This is a genomic window from Micavibrio aeruginosavorus EPB (genome assembly GCF_000348745.1).
GTDB classification, from domain to species: domain Bacteria; phylum Pseudomonadota; class Alphaproteobacteria; order Micavibrionales; family Micavibrionaceae; genus Micavibrio; species Micavibrio aeruginosavorus_A.
In genome coordinates, this window is record NC_020812.1 from 1,742,641 (window position 1) to 1,757,577 (window position 14,937).

The window sequence follows — 14,937 nt, forward strand, 5'->3', positions numbered from 1 at the left end:
CGGGGCCAAGCCCTCAATGAAAAAGCTCCGGTTTCCCGGAGCTTTTTCGACAATTCGTAAAATCGGGCGGTTTAGGCCGCCGCGGCCATCACCTCAACCTTGCCGGCCTTGCCAACCGAGAAACGCTCGCGGGCGATTTCGTCGGCCACTTGTGCCGTGGTTTTGCCCTCGGTTTCGGCGCGGGCAAAGATTTCCAGCAGGGTTTTATAGATATTGCCAACCCGCATCATGGTTTTGTCATGGGTCGGGAATGTAGCGGCGTTCGGGACGTCGCTCCAGACATGTTGCATGCCCACGGCAATCACGCCGCCGGCATTCGCCACATAATCCGGGGCGTACAGGATACCCTTGCCCGTCAGCAATTTGGAGTCGCGATCAATCACGGCCAATTGGTTGTTGGCGCAACCAGCCACAATTTTCACGCCAGCGGACACCAGCACATCGATGCTGTCCGGGGTGATGTCACCACCCAGCGCGCACGGGGCATAGATGTCAGCCTTGTGCGCCATGATGTCCACGCCCTTGTCCAGAACGGCGAAGCCGTCTTCTTTCGCCTGGGCAATACGGCCATCGTCGATTTCGGATACGGTTACAACCGCACCGGCATCGGCCAGATATTTACACAGCGTGCGGGCCACGTTGCCATAGCCCTTCACCGACACGGTCAGGCCGGTCAGATCATCGCGGCCCATTTTGTGTTTCACGGCGGCGCGGACGCTTTGGAACGTGCCATAGGCCGTGTACGGGGACGGATCGGCATGCGGGTAATCGGCCGGGTTCAACCCGTCCGGCATGGCGTGTCCGCCGGCAATTTCAATCGGCAGACCCGCAACGTGACGGGTCACACCGCGTGCGATCAGCATGTGATCAACGCTCATGCCCACATCTTCGGCGGTGACGTATTGGCCGTAAATGGCGTTCACGGCTTTGGCAACCGCCTGCATCATTTCTGCGGTCGGATGGCGTGTACCGGGGGTGCCGATAATCACGCTTTTACCACCGCCCAGCGGCAGATCGGCCACAGCGTTCTTATAGGTCATGCCGCGGGACAGGCGCAGCACATCGGTGATCGCTTCGTCGTCATTGCGGTAGCGGGACCAGTAACGGCAACCGCCCAGCGCTTGACCGCGCGATGTATTGTGAACGGCGATAAACGCCTTGAACCCGATATCGGTATCCTCGGCCATGATCACGGTTTCGTGGCCGTCAAAGGCCGGGTGATCTTTCAGCGTGTCGGTCATCGTATTGATGGTCAGAGTCATCAATATCTCCTTTTAGATGTGAGAAATCCTTACTAAGCGCGCCCAGATCACCACAACCCCACAATCCCGTCACGATTATTCTGTTTTGCGGCGCGATAGCGTTGCACGGACAGGCGACGGGCTTTTCTTACGAAAAAACACCTGTTTCAGACGATTTTTGCACCCGCCGCGCAATGATATGTACCAAAAAAGACCCGCCACGAAATTATCTTACCCCGCGATGCGGTATATGCAACGCAACAACCCGCATCCCGATGCACCCAGCGGGGCCCGGTTTCACATCCATAATATAGTGGTTTTTGAACGCGCGATTCGTGCGCCGATCACACGGGGCGCGGTTGGAAAAACAATGTCGTGTTGATGATCGTATCGGTGATGCGGCTTTTCCCGGCGTAATCATATCCGGCCCGGTCCAGCGCACGTTCATCGGCCTGTTCATACAACAAGGTGCGCACACCCTCTGCCGAACGCACGGCCAGACCAACGCCCGGTGCCGTATCACGCACGCGGGCCAGAACGTTATCCTTCGCGCTGACCAATGCCGCAACCATCACCAAACCAGCACCGCTGTAATCAAAATCCTCGCCGGAGGACTGCACAATTTCAATCGCATCTTGCAGGCCCAGCGCGGCGATCATCTTGCGTGAAAGCGCGACAGCATCCGCATCGGAATCGATACAGATCATTTTCAAACCGGTTTGTTTGTGCATATCAATCGCGCTGAACGGCAACGGTCCCGCGCCGACGAAAACAACCGGGCGATCATGCGGCAGAACATTGGCCGCACGCGCGGCGTCAATTTCTTCGGCAACCAGTTCAACGTAATTGTCGCGATAGATAAAATGATCCAGATCCGTGTCGGTCAGAACATCCTGCGCGGCGAAATCCAGCGCGAAGAATTTTTCCATCTCATATTCCGCCTGCGCCAGTTTCGGCAGAAGTGTATCGCGTTTCGCCATCACTTCCGGCATGGCCAGCAGGTCACAAATATCGTGGCAATGACAATCCAGAACCGCCGCGACAAAAGCCGACAGGCAGGAATTGATTTTCGGGTTGCGGGGGGACAGGTCTTGTTCGTTCAACAACACATCATGCGCCGCACGGAAATGCGACAGCAACAGATCGTGATGCGAAACCGGAAGAGAAAGCGCCGTATTCTGTGCCATGGTTGGCCCGTACCTTCAAAGAAACACCCACCGCCTTCCCACACCCCAGGAAATGCGAATGATTTTCATTTACAGGATTGGGCCTGCAAATGCAAACAGATAAAATTGTTTTCTAAATCAGCGTACTAGCCGCAGCCGCAACCGCCGCCACAGCAGCCACCCTGGGACGATTCGTCATCGGATGCGGCCTTGGCCCCACCCCCACAGCAACCACCAACGGATGGCGAGGAATCGTAATCATCGGAGAGTTCAACCGGGTCCGCTTCCTGTCCGACGCTTTCCAGCAGGGATTGCACGCCGCTGACCAATTTGTCCGGCAAACCGGCACCCGGGTTTTCGGCATAGGCCGCCAACAGACGCTCCAGCGATTCAACGAATGCGACGCCGTCTTCACCCTTGCCGCCCTTCTCCATATAGCCCAGCCACGCGATACCGTATTCAACAACGCGGGACAGAACATCCAGATTGCCCATGACATCATGATCGCGCGCCAGTTCGGCGGCGGCCTTCATCGCGGCCAGTTCATGCGTCGGCAAATTCACTTTGCCCGCAATAAAGCGCGCCAGAATAACATCAACCATGACACAGAATGCCAATTGGCGACGGGTCAGGCCCACAACACCATCATCAAACCCGGCCGCGGCCAACACATTGTTCATCACGGCCTTGCACACGGCGGAGGTCATGACATAGCGATCCCAGTCCGGCGCGGCCTGCGGCTCTGGCGCAATCTCAATCGCAAAGTTCTGGGCCAATTGGTCCAGATAGGGGCCCAGATTACTGGACGATTGATCATTGGCGATGGTTGCGGCGGTGTTGACAGTCATGGCTTAACTCCTCTTATCTGGCCCGTTTATAGCCCGCCCCAGCCCCAAAAACCACAAAAAACCCCTTTATCTCCTCCCCCCTTCCAAGGGGGGAGGGTCAGGGTGGGGGGATGTCCACATAGAGGCGGAAAAGCGGGTATTAAAAGGGGGTATTAAACGACGCGACCGCCCCGCCCCCGGCAAGAAAAGACACAAAAAAAACAGGGGCGACCCGTTTGGATCGCCCCTGCCCTGGTTCCAGATAATCTTATGCCAATCCCCGGATCGCGGTTTTAGTGTAACCGCATCCCCGTCCGGAAATCGCCCTCCAGCAACATCGCCTCAGCCTTTGAGGCGACCAACACACCCGGAGAGTCCTTGGGCGCATGGATATGGTTGTCCAGCGTATCGGTCTTGTCCGTTGTTGTCGGACGTAACGGCTGACCGTCATTCCGCTCCAGCGTGTCCACACGCTGGTCCAACTGATAAATCTGATCGCTGAAAAAGCCCGTCTGCTTGCGGATTGTTTCGAACCCGTGGCGCAGGCGTTCATAGCCGATACCCAGCACCACGCTGGACCCGACCGTCATAACGGCAGCAAACACGGCAAAAGCCAATGCGACCACCAAACAGGTTTCGACAGTGATTGTCATGACACCCACCTTTCCCCTTTCATCCTGGAGGAGTATTTGGCGACAGGTTTACAACGTGAATAAAAGGCAGTTCGCAAAACCCGAATTGAAAGCAACTCAACTCAACCTGTCTGGATTTTTGCGATCCGCAAACCCCGTGGATCAACGACCCTACAAAAATTATGTTAAATGATGTTCGCTTAAAGCGACGTAACTTTTCAATCACACACGCGACAAATCAGAATCAAAACCATTTCAAAAATGGATCAATTTTGATGCAATTTTTTTCGATGCAAAAAACATGCGGTTTTATTGGGCTTTTTTAAAATTTTTCTTTGGATTGGTGTTCCCGCCAACGCGGGAATCCATGCCCCGCACCCCTCTGAATCCCCGTTTTCACGGGAATTCCGTGCCAGGGTTGAGAAAAATAAATCGCAATCCGCACATGCAAATTAAAAAAATCCCCACCAAAAGTGCGGTGGGGATTTGCAAAGTTGAAGAGGGTTGGCCCGTCGAAGGGAGACGGGCCATAGATACACAACGGAAAAACTATTTGCCCATCTTGGTGGTGAACACCTTGTCCGCTTCCTGCGGCGGGGTCTGAACAACCGGTTCCGGCTCAGGTGCAGGCTCCGGCGCTGGCGGCGCGACAGGCGCCGTCACCGGGCCCTTGGCCGGCATCATCGCGGCGCGCACATACATCACGCCCTTGCCCGCCGTGCGTTCCATCGTATACGGAACCATGTTGGTCATCTCAACAGCTTCATACCCATCGCACGCAGCCAGAAACAACATCGGCGCAGCGGCAGAAACCAGAATCAGAGTCTTGATAGACGGCATGGGCAAACCCCCAAAGGTGAAAAATTCGTCAGGCGGAAAAATCAAAAGATCGTGCGAACGCACAAGCACAGTGTACACGCTGTGAATCTGAATGCAAAGGGGGTGAATAAACCATTCCCCACGCACGGTGCTTATCTTTGTTGCCCTCCATCCCACTGCCTGCTATGGTCCAGCTTATAATTTATATGGATAATACAATGTCATTCCGCACCGCGATCCTTTGTGCGGGCCTGTTGGCCTGTTTTGTGCCCTCTTCCGCCCATGCGGCGGATGCGGTTAATTGTGATGTGGCTTATCAGAACATCGCCCAGGATTATTGGGTGATTGTGAATGATATGGTGCAATTCAAATCCATGTTCGATCACTATGATCGCATCTGCACCCAACATGCGCCGGATCAAATTGCCGCCTTGCAACCCACCGCCAATCAATTGCGCACACAGGTCAAGCGCGATATCGACAATGCCCGTGCGGTCATGAATCATCTGTTCGACGAAACATTCCCGACCATGGTTCCCGCCGCCTGCAAGGGCGATGCAAAGGCACGCGAGGGGGTGAAGAAAAGCTTCCTGAAAAATATGGATGACAAGGCTGCCATTACGCAGAAGCGTTTGGATAAAGGATACGTCACCAATGGAAAGGATGACCCGGCGCTGGCCCTGTGCGCGAACCTTGCTCCGATGAAGGTGAAAGTTGAAAAGCATCTGGGCCCGACACTGGAACACCCACTGCTGGAAATGGCCACGCTGCACAGCAGCCTGATCCGTCACGCGCCCAAGCAACGTAAGAAAGCGTTCGCGTTGTATCGCGCGGCGTTGGACGATGTGAGCGCAGGAAAAGAGACGACGCCTTAACGTTCGACAAGAACGTGATAATACGTGTATTGCCCTAATGATTTGTCCCTGAAACACCCGAAAAGGTGACCAGCCAGCGTCTCTTGAGCAACACGCGCAAGGGGTTCCTTGGGTGGCACGTGGGGCGCGCTTGGGAAATCAACAATATTAAATTTATAGAACGCGGAAATATCCTGCTCCAACTCTGGAACACCTTCAATATCGCTCCCTATATTTTCTAAAGCACATATTTTTTGCGTTACACCCGGTAAATACGCCACCAAATCGGCCTGATTGCTTCCAATTCCAGGCCAAGCTATATTCATATTGAAATACCAATCCCCTTCTTTTTGCGCCTCCATCACATGGGGAAAGGCTTTTTTATACTGCGCCCCACCACCGTCAGGAGAGAAAACCCCATCACGCTGATGAACGAGCGCACCCAATTCATCCGGGCTATTAAAACGAATATCTTCCACCGCAACGCCACTAATCATCATCCGCACAATGAATGTTCGCACCCCAGCCGGATAGCGCGAAAATCGCGATTCATCAATAAAAGGGATTCCTTCGCTTTGAATTCGGTGGTTTTTATTATTTTGCTCACCCAAAATCACCCACACACATGTAAGGGTCAAAACCGCAACGGCACAAGCAATCCAAGCGGCCATCTTGAAAGACCAAAACTTTCTTATTTCATGTATGAGATTAGACATTGGCAAATGAGTGGATGTGGTTAAACCAAAACCCGCAGGACAACATTCCCGGTATCCAATTCCACCGCCTTCTGCGCGGATTTGGGCAGCGGGATGCGGTGGCCACGGCAAAACAGCATCAACGCCGCCGCCAGAAAGTCACGGGAAAATTCAACATCAATTGCGGTTTGCTTGCGGTCATCGCGGATCTGCACCAGCACCTTGGCCGGATCAACCGGATGAACAATCACCTTGCCCACCGTGCCGGCCGGTGGTGGCTTCAATTCTTTCTGCACGCACAGGGAATAGAGGGCCTTATAGACCTCTTCATGCTCAAAAATAATCCGGCGGTCTTCGCGTGGCATGCAAAATCTCAAATATAAATTTCAAATACCATTGTACGCGATTAACCGCGCGGATCAATGATGGCCAGCATCGTCCGCAGCAGGGTCCGCGCCATGCGTGTCCGCCGGAGCATGCGCCGCCGGGGCACCGTGACCGCCTTCTGCCGATTGGATAAACATATAATGCCCCGCATAGGTCAGCACCCAGAACAACGCCAGCACGAAAATCACGCCGGGCAGAACCTTTCTCGGATCAGCGGGCGCGTGATGATGTGAATTTTTTTCATGCGCGTGGTCGTCGTGATGGGCGGTATGGGCCATAAAATCCTCCAGAAACAGTCGTCAGCCGGATCGTAAATCAGCCCCAGCCTATTGAAAAGCCTCGATTTTTCACCTTATGCAAAATTTGCCTAAAATTTTAGATAAATGCACTTAACACACTGATTTAAAACATAAAATTTGATCCATTATTAAATGCCCTTTTACCCTTCCCCGCTATGGTGGGGGTAACAAAAAACGAAACAAACCTTTTGGGGCAAAAAAGAAATGAAACACGGCTTTAACATGATCGCTTCGGGCAAACGGCAGCATATTGAGGGTGTACTGACGGGCCTGCGTCGTGAATTTAACAAGCTGGCACCGAACCCGGATCAACCGGGCGCAAAAGGCCCCCAACTGGTTCGCGAAACCGGCCGCGGGATGGACAGCAACGACTCCATCATGGGCACCCTGATCGCCGAAAGCTTTCTGGGTGGCGTTTATGGCGAAGCCGTGATGGACGCCCTGGGCGCACCGGATTGGGCCGCGCATCTGGATTACGGCAAGATGGTGGATATGTACGACACCTATAACCGGGACCGCGCATCCAGCCCGCAAAACAACGCGTCCAGCGATTTGACCATGGTGGTGCAACGCGCCCCGATGACCATGGATGAGTTTATTGGCAAAGCCATGCGCAAAGCCTGGGCCGAAGACATGCCCGCCCGCATGAAACTGGAAACCAGCTTTGCCCATTTCAGCGCCATGCTGGACCGGCTGGAAGCAGCACAGTTTGACATGCCAGCCCACAAAATGAAGGATTTTGGCTTCCATAAAGCCGCATAAGACGGACAAACGGGGGAAGTACGGAAAATAAGAATAATAAGATGGTGTGGAATTCGGGCGGATTGGCGACAATCCGCCCACTTTTTTACCAATTTTCCACCTGTCCCCTGTATGTTAGGATGCTGCTAACGCTTCATTTTTGGCCCTACCGATGAAAAATTTCAATACGACCCTGTTACGCGAAAAATTTGTGATCCGCGATGCCTTTGCCAACAAGGGCAAGGATCTGACCGGGGAGAAAGCGCCCGTCGTCGCCATGTCCAACCGCATGGTGATTCCGCTGATCAATCGCGATGGATCGGTGCATGAAAAATTTGTCATCCGCGCCCAGAACATGCACACCTGCGCCCGCATGGCGGCCAAGATCGTGCAGGAGTTTCAAGACACCGGCCCCATCCTGAACCGCCAAGTTCCGTTTGATTGGGAATTTGCGTGGCTGTCCATCACCAAGGGGTATGAAAAGCAATTCAACCCCAATCGCTGGATCGCCGTGTACAACAAGGGCCGCGTCATATACGAAGCGGGCGATGCCGAACGCCATCCCTTCCTCGACATCATCGAACAATGCGACGCCCGCAATCAGGATAATTACGAGAAAGCCGTATCCGTTGCCGAAGACGCGTTCAAGCAAGCCGGACGTCTGGTTACCATTGAACATGATTCAAACATTGCCCTGGTCATCACCGTTGAAAATGACGGCGAAATTCGCAATGGCGTGATTGTGCGCGGGCCCAACCGCACGACCACATTCAATTTCATCGCCCGCGAAAAACGCGGCACCCCGGCCAAGGTATCCCAATGCCTGAGCGCCGCCGCCGCATTTTTGGAGGGCATCCAGCTGGCGTTCCAGGCCGGGTTCCTGCGCCAGAAAGAATTGTATGAATTGATCAGCCCATCATCCGAAGAAGCGGCAAAAGCCCGCGAAGCCGGGCAGAAACTGGGCCGCCTGAACGGCGCGATCCAGCAATTTGAACAATTGGCCGAAGTATCCTACCGCCCCGAACGCCCGGATTTCAGCGAGATGATGGACGCCGCCAAGGACTTCGCCAAAACCGCTCTGGCCGATGAAATTCAACGCCGCGTGGAATCGGGCGATATTGACAAGAATGAATGGGTCACCTGAGCCGCCGGGTTTTATTCGGCATCCATTTTTTCAAAGACAATCATAACATCCCCCTCTTTAGGCACAGGCCGGATATTTGAATCCGGCGTGAAGAAGGTTACGACGCCATTCTTGGAAATCATTCCAATATGGATACGGTTTTCATTCTCATCCGGAACGATCAGTTTGTCATCATTGGCTTCCTTGCCCACACGCATGGTTCGAAATTTCCACCCTGATCGAAAATCATCCCACACCTTGTCAAGAACAAGAGCCTCGCTGACCCACTGACGACCATGGTGGATATCGGCCATACGGCGGCGTTCATGCTGTTCCTGCCGCCCTGAGCTGATTTGGAACATCCGTTCACGTCCAAATTCATGCCCGAATTTTTCACACACAAGACTGTTGTATGGCGGGTTATATGTCGCGGCCAGAATTGTGTTGTATTTATTCATTTCCAACGCAAATTCCGTCTCTTCCGACAAAAGATCTCCGTAATATGTCGGTAAGTTCGCCAGCCGCGCTTTCTTAAGAACATTCCAATTACTATCCACCATCATCACAGGAACATTCCGCCCCTTCAGGATTTCGGCCAGCTGAATAGACCATGGATAGGACCCGACAAAAATGATCCCGTTGCTTTCCGTTGTGGTCAATTGCAACCGTTTTGCCAACGGCTTGATCATCAGGCTGTGCAGAATAACGCTGACAACAACGACAGAGAACGCGATGGGCAGGATTTTTTCCCCATCCTCAAACCCCGCATCGATCAGCAAGGGGCCAATAACTCCTGCCATCGCCGCACACACAACCCCGCGCGGAGCAATCAGACCGGCCAAGACCACTTCACGCCATGTCATATTGGCCCGCGCCAGGCACAGGAACATCGTCGCCGGACGTATCACAAACAGCAAAATCAAAACAAACAGAATCCCGCGCCAGCTCATATCCGCCAGAACAGACACATCCAGATCAGCGGTAAGCAACAGGAACACGCCGGACACAAGCAGCAAGGTGATCGTTTCCTTGAAACGGCGAATATCATCAATACTGGATGTCTGAATATTGGCCAGAGTCATGCCCAAAACTGTCACTGCAATCAATCCGGATTCATGGATAATCATGTTGCAGAGAAAAAACAGACCCAGAACAGCAGATAAAATGAACGGTGCCTTTAAATATTCCGGCATCCATCCCCTGTCAAAAATACGCGCGATGCCAAACGCCATCGCCATGCTTCCCACGGCAATACCCAAAACCATTACGCCATGTTCGATAAAGAACGTGTCCAGAGCATCGCCGCGGGCCTGACCAACGAAATATTCGTATGACAAAATCGCCAGAATAACGCCCAGCGAGTCATTCACGATACCTTCCCATTTCAGGACAGCCCCAATACGCGGATTGAGACGGGCATGCCGCAGCATCGGCATGATAACGGTCGGCCCCGTTACAACCAGCATGGCCCCCAACGGTACGGCCACAGCCCATTGCAACCCCGCGATATAATGCGCACCCGCCGCAATCAACGCCCACCCCAAAGGCGCGCCGATAAAAATAACGCGACGCACAGCCTTTCCAGCTTCGCGCAATTCACGGAACCGTAATTGCAGGCTTCCCTCAAACAAAATGATCGCCACCGCGGCGGAAATCGCGGGCTGGAGCAAATCACCCATCATATTTTCAGGCTGCAATAAACCCGTCACAGGCCCCAGAAGAAACCCAAAGCCGAGCAAGAATAAAATAGCCGGAACATGTAACCGCCATGCCGTCCATTGCGCGATCAGGCTGACCACCGCGATCAAAACAATCTGGAATCCAACAACATCGTGCATGGGTGCGGCCCTCTATCCATTTTTTTACAGGGGCCCATTGTGCCGAACTCGCACGCATCGCTCAACCCGAACAAGGCACCGCATACGAAAAAGGCCCCCATCGGGACCCTTTTTCTTTAAGATGGCTTGATTGCCGGACCGGATGGCTTTGCAGACTGTTGTCCTGCCGCCGGGGCCGGGCTTGCCGCAATATCCTGCGCATTGACCTGCGCCTCCGCCACTTTCGGGTGGACGTTGGTGTTTGCGGCCAGTTCCTTGCGCTTCAGATATTCATACATCGGACCATTGGTCTTATACGGCACACGGCCCGTCGGGCAGAAATGCGCGCCGGGTCCCAGATGCGCTTGTTGGTCATCAAAGAACACATGCGGACGGTACGCCGCCAGCCAATCGGATTTGGCGGCACCGGATACATACGCACAATCACCATTGAAATCGATGCCGTGATCCAATGCCGTCGCGATGGCACGGGCGCGCGCTTCCGTCCCACGCGCGGTCAGCAGGCTGAGCGAGAACGGCGCTTCGCCCTTTGGAAATTCGGCATTCAATTGCGTCAGCTTGGCCAGCAACGCGGTAAACGGTCCCTGCTCTACCGGCTGGCCCATATCGCGTTTTTCGCCGTCGACGTAAATTTGCAACCCTTCTTCCGGTGTTTTTCCGGTATCCAGCGCTTCGCGGTAACGCACTTCGGCACTGTCACCAAAGGCCACGGCATCACCGTCAACAACGATATGAATGGGGTGCAGGTCGTGATCGAAATCATATGTGCCTTGCGGCGGAAAATTCATCACGGCGGCGGCAATGCCCAGATCAATCGCGGCCTGCGCATCGGAATCACTGCGGGTCAGGAACAGATCGGTTTTGAACGCGCGGTGCGCCTTTTCCGATACCGGGCCGCCCGATGTGCTGGTGCTGTAGGTCATGGCCGCGGCCAGCGCGGTCGCATTCATATTTTTTTCGAGAACAAGGCCGGTATCCACCGTGTCCTTGGCCGACATGCCCAGCTCAACCAACGGCTTGCCCGCTTTTTGATTCAAACGGTTGAGGGCGAGCGCCATATCGAACAACGGCCCCTTGTTGAAACGGCGGCACCCCAGTTCGGGGTCGCGGTCTTTTTCATACGCCCCGGTGCAGAGCATATAGTCGCGATAGCCTTCAACGCCTTTTTCTTTAAAAACCTGGTCGGCCTCCTCCAGATCCAGCAAAACGCGAGAGCTGAAAAGAATGCGGATATGACCCATCGGACGCGGCATGGCGAACCCCTTATAATCCTGTAAACCCTGTTTTTCTTGTTATGGCCGTACCCTAGAATAATTGCGATAAGGGGCACAAGGTTTTCTTAAAACCACCCCCGGATTTACGGGTTATCCACGGTTTTCCACGTCATTAAAATTAACATAATCTAATAAACTTGCCCCATCGCCCGGCATTTGCTATCCCAGCCGTTCGCATTTGAACCATAAATAAGAACACAGGGATTATTCACCATGCGCGATTTCCACCTTGAACAGGCCCGCATCCACTACACCAACGCACTCAAATACCCACAGGGTGACGCCCATCACAACAGCATCCAGGAAATTCACCGCCATTTGTCCGCCGATGGATATGATCTGAACGATGACACCACTTACGCCCTGCTCGATCAGGGCCTGACCAAGGCCAAGTTTGATGAACTGACCTTCATCGCCACGACCCACATGATCACCAAGATGTTTGTATCGACCCAGGCGGTAGACACCCGCAATTACGGCGGATGGCTGGTGCCCGGCCGCCGCTTTCATGCGATGAAAGAATTGATCCGCCTGCTGGACGAACACGCCGATGCCATCGAAAACCATTCCGATGCGATTGGAACGGATCGTTACCACAACGCCCTGCTCGACTTCGTTATGACGGAATACAGGAATGGCGGACTGAAAACCTATCAGGCCGCATTGAAAGTGGATTATGCGGTCCACAAGGTCGAAAATTTGCAAGACCTGACTCAACAGGTTCTGGCCGCACAGGACCGTGGCGATCTGGATCATTATCTGCGTCAGGCCACCGACTGTGCCAGAACGCTGGATGGTTTGATGGCTGAATTGGACAAGGGCCAGAGGGATGAAGTCCTGCAACGCACGGACCAGACGAAGAAGACGCTGAAAAATTCGCGCCAAACGCTGGCTCTGACCTTCGCTCGCTATGCCGTAACCCATGACATCGTCCCGAAATGGGAACCGATCTTCCTCGGCTATCAAAGCGCATTGGAAGAATTGGAAGATGCGGGCGTCAACCTGAACGCCAAATCAACGTTCAAGGCCATTGGCATGGACGCCCAAACCTTCTGGGACAATTACCGCAAGCAGGTTGAGTGGATGAATGAGTCGGGCCGCAATTATGGCGCACGCAAAATCTATACCCCGGCCCCGAAACCATAAAGAGAGCGGATATGGGCGAATATTCTTACTACGACATCATACGTGAAAACCCCAAGTGCAACCCACGGAAACGGGCTTTCGCGTTGGTGGCGCGTGGGCATTTTGTTATTGATCCAGAATTCCCCGATTTTTATATCGAAGATCCATCAATCGACGATCTGGCCAACCGCCGCGCCTATCAAACCCATGGCGACCGGGTGTTCAGCCGCCGTTACATGAATTTGGTCCGTGAGATCGTGAATGACGGCATGGACCAGATCAATGCCCGCACCGAAAGCGTTGTGCGCACATTGATCCACCGCAATATCAATGCCGAAATCAAATTCGGCATTCCCCTGCCCGGCATGCGCCGGGTGAACCCGGCCATCGCCGCCGCCGAACTGGCATGGGTGTTGATGGGGACCGAGGATATTACGTGGTTACAAAAACACACGAAAATCTGGGACAAATTCGCGGTCGATGGCAAGGTCGAAGGCGCCTATGGCCAACGCTGGCGCAATGAATTTGGCCGCGACCAATTGGCCGGGGCCATTGACGTCCTGGGCCGCGAACCATCCAGCCGCCAGATCATGGTGTCGGCATGGCACCCGGGGAAAGATGGGCTGAACGCGCACAGCAAGGCGCTCGTTCCCTGCCCGGTGGATTTTACGATGCAGGTTTTGAACAACCGCCTGAACGTCGCCGTACATATGCGCAGTTCGGATGTGGCCGTCGGCCTGCCCTATGACACGATGTTTTATGCATTGTTGTTGGATGCGTTGGCCCGTGAAACCGGGCTGAAGAACGGCAAGCTGACCATGAATCTGGATCATGCGCATATTTATGAAACGCATTTGCATGACATGAAAACCCTGCCACATGCTGAGGCCACCACCATGGCATTGCCCGGCTATTCCATTTCACGGATCATGCAAAACCCGGATGCGTATGTCCGCCGCGTTAAAACATTGGCCGCACGCGCGTACCAGCCGGATTCATCGTTGAAATTTTCTGCTGTCGCCGCCCCGAAATTATAGGACTAAAACTATAGGGCCAGCTTGCGCACATTCCGCGCCAGATCGGAATGGGGGGACAGATGGTCGCGCATGGTGCGCAGATATTCCGGATCAGCCGCAAACCCCAGCCATTTCAGTGGCAGATCATTCGCCGCATCATTGTATTGATACCGCAGGTCAGGCTTGGTTTCGATATCGTATGTGATGTCATCGCGGATCGGCGGGCCAACATAATCACCCACATTGTGGGATGGCGTCGGCAACACAACACGCAATCCCGAAACATCATTTGCAACGACTAAGTTGTCCGTTCCAATTTCACCAGCCCCGCCATAAGTCACAACCAGTTTCGTACCGGCCTGTTTCAAACGATCCTGCCATCCTTCGTAGGAATGGTGCGGGCTGAGCGCGGGGCCAAAGAATTGGTGGAAATTCTCCGCGCCTTCGGCCCGTTCATGCAGTTGCGGTGAATATGTCGTCGTCATGCGGTACATATGACGCGCGGGGATAAAGGCGACGAACACCATATCCGCCTGTTTATCCTCGGCCAGAAAATCGCGGCCATCGCGGAAATTGATGCGATCCAATTCAAAATCGGGATCAATCATAAACCCACTGCACAGCAGATATTCCATGATCCGGGTCAGACGGTCGCTATCCACGCCCTTGCCCCCCACATCCAATTCATACGCGCCGACAACGGCAATGGTTTTCAAACGGGGAAGATCGGGATTGCGGGCGCAAATTTCGGCACACACCCGGCGGGCCTGGGCCTCGTCGGTCAATGCAACCTTGTTAAATTCATCGCACCATTGGGTCATGGGTCATGAAATTACACGATTCTGGAAAATAAACCAAGAAAAAACCCCGCTGGGCGGTCCCGGCGGGGTTTTTTGTGTT

General features: G+C 53.9%; 16 protein-coding genes. 5 read left to right on the forward strand and 11 right to left on the reverse strand.

The genetic code is table 11. The features are described 5' to 3' along the window. Positions 1–71 precede the first annotated feature (71 nt). The 5 genes from A11S_RS08180 to A11S_RS08200 all read right to left on the reverse strand — a co-directional run bounded on the left by A11S_RS08180 (position 72) and on the right by A11S_RS08200 (position 4,706). Entirely contained in the window at positions 72–1,262 is a 1,191-nt protein-coding gene (locus A11S_RS08180) for a Glu/Leu/Phe/Val family dehydrogenase (protein WP_015468038.1), read from the reverse strand. Positions 1,263–1,585: 323 nt separating this feature from the next. Beyond that, positions 1,586–2,428: a nicotianamine synthase family protein gene (locus tag A11S_RS08185; RefSeq protein WP_015468039.1), complete on the reverse strand. Its 843-nt coding sequence runs from the start codon at positions 2,426–2,428 to the stop codon at positions 1,586–1,588. Positions 2,429–2,553: 125 nt separating this feature from the next. Next, complete coding sequence (locus A11S_RS08190) at positions 2,554–3,255, reverse strand: hypothetical protein (protein WP_015468040.1); 702 nt, start codon at positions 3,253–3,255, stop codon at positions 2,554–2,556. 272 nt (positions 3,256–3,527) lie between these two features. Further along, positions 3,528–3,887 (reverse strand): hypothetical protein, encoded by a 360-nt coding sequence (locus tag A11S_RS08195; RefSeq protein ID WP_041802612.1) that lies wholly within the window; start codon positions 3,885–3,887, stop codon positions 3,528–3,530. Between the two features lie 528 nt (positions 3,888–4,415). After that, entirely contained in the window at positions 4,416–4,706 is a 291-nt protein-coding gene (locus A11S_RS08200; RefSeq protein ID WP_015468043.1) for a hypothetical protein, read from the reverse strand. 197 nt (positions 4,707–4,903) lie between these two features. On the opposite strand from A11S_RS08200, the gene A11S_RS08205 reads away from it, so the two are divergent. After that, the gene (locus A11S_RS08205; protein WP_015468044.1) at positions 4,904–5,560 is read left to right on the forward strand and encodes a hypothetical protein; all 657 of its coding nucleotides are present in this window, start codon (positions 4,904–4,906) and stop codon (positions 5,558–5,560) included. Here A11S_RS08205 and A11S_RS08210 read toward each other — a convergent pair. The 3 genes from A11S_RS08210 to A11S_RS08220 all read right to left on the reverse strand — a co-directional run bounded on the left by A11S_RS08210 (position 5,557) and on the right by A11S_RS08220 (position 6,899). Continuing rightward, a complete protein-coding gene (locus tag A11S_RS08210; protein WP_015468045.1) occupies positions 5,557–6,210 on the reverse strand; it encodes a hypothetical protein in 654 nt (217 codons plus the stop codon). The two genes, A11S_RS08205 and A11S_RS08210, sit on opposite strands and share 4 nt — an antisense overlap. Before the next feature lie 65 nt (positions 6,211–6,275). Beyond that, positions 6,276–6,599, reverse strand: a complete 324-nt coding sequence (locus A11S_RS08215; RefSeq protein WP_015468046.1) for a hypothetical protein — start codon at positions 6,597–6,599, stop codon at positions 6,276–6,278. A 54-nt stretch (positions 6,600–6,653) separates the two neighbouring features. Beyond that, positions 6,654–6,899: a hypothetical protein gene (locus tag A11S_RS08220; RefSeq protein ID WP_015468047.1), complete on the reverse strand. Its 246-nt coding sequence runs from the start codon at positions 6,897–6,899 to the stop codon at positions 6,654–6,656. Positions 6,900–7,124: 225 nt separating this feature from the next. Between A11S_RS08220 and A11S_RS08225 the strand changes: the two genes are divergently transcribed. Together A11S_RS08225 and A11S_RS08230 are read left to right on the forward strand one after the other, a co-directional pair. Further along, positions 7,125–7,682 carry a hypothetical protein gene (locus A11S_RS08225; protein WP_015468048.1) on the forward strand — a complete coding sequence of 186 codons (558 nt, stop codon included), beginning with the start codon at positions 7,125–7,127 and terminating at the stop codon, positions 7,680–7,682. 151 nt (positions 7,683–7,833) lie between these two features. Then, entirely contained in the window at positions 7,834–8,805 is a 972-nt protein-coding gene (locus A11S_RS08230; RefSeq protein ID WP_015468049.1) for a hypothetical protein, read from the forward strand. Positions 8,806–8,816: 11 nt separating this feature from the next. Here A11S_RS08230 and A11S_RS08235 read toward each other — a convergent pair whose 3' ends face one another. After that, the gene (locus A11S_RS08235; protein WP_015468050.1) at positions 8,817–10,622 is read right to left on the reverse strand and encodes a cation:proton antiporter; all 1,806 of its coding nucleotides are present in this window, start codon (positions 10,620–10,622) and stop codon (positions 8,817–8,819) included. A gap of 116 nt (positions 10,623–10,738) precedes the next feature. Further along, on the reverse strand, positions 10,739–11,875 hold the full coding sequence (locus A11S_RS08240) for a 5'-nucleotidase (protein ID WP_015468051.1): 1,137 nt from the start codon (positions 11,873–11,875) through the stop codon (positions 10,739–10,741). Positions 11,876–12,109: 234 nt separating this feature from the next. On the opposite strand from A11S_RS08240, the gene A11S_RS08245 reads away from it, so the two are divergent. Beyond that, on the forward strand, positions 12,110–13,042 hold the full coding sequence (locus A11S_RS08245; RefSeq protein WP_015468052.1) for a hypothetical protein: 933 nt from the start codon (positions 12,110–12,112) through the stop codon (positions 13,040–13,042). Positions 13,043–13,053: 11 nt separating this feature from the next. After that, on the forward strand, positions 13,054–14,058 hold the full coding sequence (locus tag A11S_RS08250) for a thymidylate synthase (protein WP_081604774.1): 1,005 nt from the start codon (positions 13,054–13,056) through the stop codon (positions 14,056–14,058). A gap of 8 nt (positions 14,059–14,066) precedes the next feature. On the opposite strand, the gene A11S_RS08255 is transcribed toward A11S_RS08250, so the two are convergent. Then, on the reverse strand, positions 14,067–14,858 hold the full coding sequence (locus A11S_RS08255) for a hypothetical protein (protein WP_015468054.1): 792 nt from the start codon (positions 14,856–14,858) through the stop codon (positions 14,067–14,069). Positions 14,859–14,937 lie beyond the last annotated feature (79 nt).

Coding starts and splice junctions, on each gene's coding strand:
- A11S_RS08180 (WP_015468038.1), bottom strand. CDS start 1,262: ATGACTCTGACCATCAATACGATGACCGACACGCTGAAAGATCACCCG.
- A11S_RS08185 (WP_015468039.1), bottom strand. CDS start 2,428: ATGGCACAGAATACGGCGCTTTCTCTTCCGGTTTCGCATCACGATCTG.
- A11S_RS08190 (WP_015468040.1), bottom strand. CDS start 3,255: ATGACTGTCAACACCGCCGCAACCATCGCCAATGATCAATCGTCCAGT.
- A11S_RS08195 (WP_041802612.1), bottom strand. CDS start 3,887: ATGACAATCACTGTCGAAACCTGTTTGGTGGTCGCATTGGCTTTTGCC.
- A11S_RS08200 (WP_015468043.1), bottom strand. CDS start 4,706: ATGCCGTCTATCAAGACTCTGATTCTGGTTTCTGCCGCTGCGCCGATG.
- A11S_RS08205 (WP_015468044.1), top strand. CDS start 4,904: ATGTCATTCCGCACCGCGATCCTTTGTGCGGGCCTGTTGGCCTGTTTT.
- A11S_RS08210 (WP_015468045.1), bottom strand. CDS start 6,210: ATGGCCGCTTGGATTGCTTGTGCCGTTGCGGTTTTGACCCTTACATGT.
- A11S_RS08215 (WP_015468046.1), bottom strand. CDS start 6,599: ATGCCACGCGAAGACCGCCGGATTATTTTTGAGCATGAAGAGGTCTAT.
- A11S_RS08220 (WP_015468047.1), bottom strand. CDS start 6,899: ATGGCCCATACCGCCCATCACGACGACCACGCGCATGAAAAAAATTCA.
- A11S_RS08225 (WP_015468048.1), top strand. CDS start 7,125: ATGAAACACGGCTTTAACATGATCGCTTCGGGCAAACGGCAGCATATT.
- A11S_RS08230 (WP_015468049.1), top strand. CDS start 7,834: ATGAAAAATTTCAATACGACCCTGTTACGCGAAAAATTTGTGATCCGC.
- A11S_RS08235 (WP_015468050.1), bottom strand. CDS start 10,622: ATGCACGATGTTGTTGGATTCCAGATTGTTTTGATCGCGGTGGTCAGC.
- A11S_RS08240 (WP_015468051.1), bottom strand. CDS start 11,875: ATGCCGCGTCCGATGGGTCATATCCGCATTCTTTTCAGCTCTCGCGTT.
- A11S_RS08245 (WP_015468052.1), top strand. CDS start 12,110: ATGCGCGATTTCCACCTTGAACAGGCCCGCATCCACTACACCAACGCA.
- A11S_RS08250 (WP_081604774.1), top strand. CDS start 13,054: ATGGGCGAATATTCTTACTACGACATCATACGTGAAAACCCCAAGTGC.
- A11S_RS08255 (WP_015468054.1), bottom strand. CDS start 14,858: ATGACCCAATGGTGCGATGAATTTAACAAGGTTGCATTGACCGACGAG.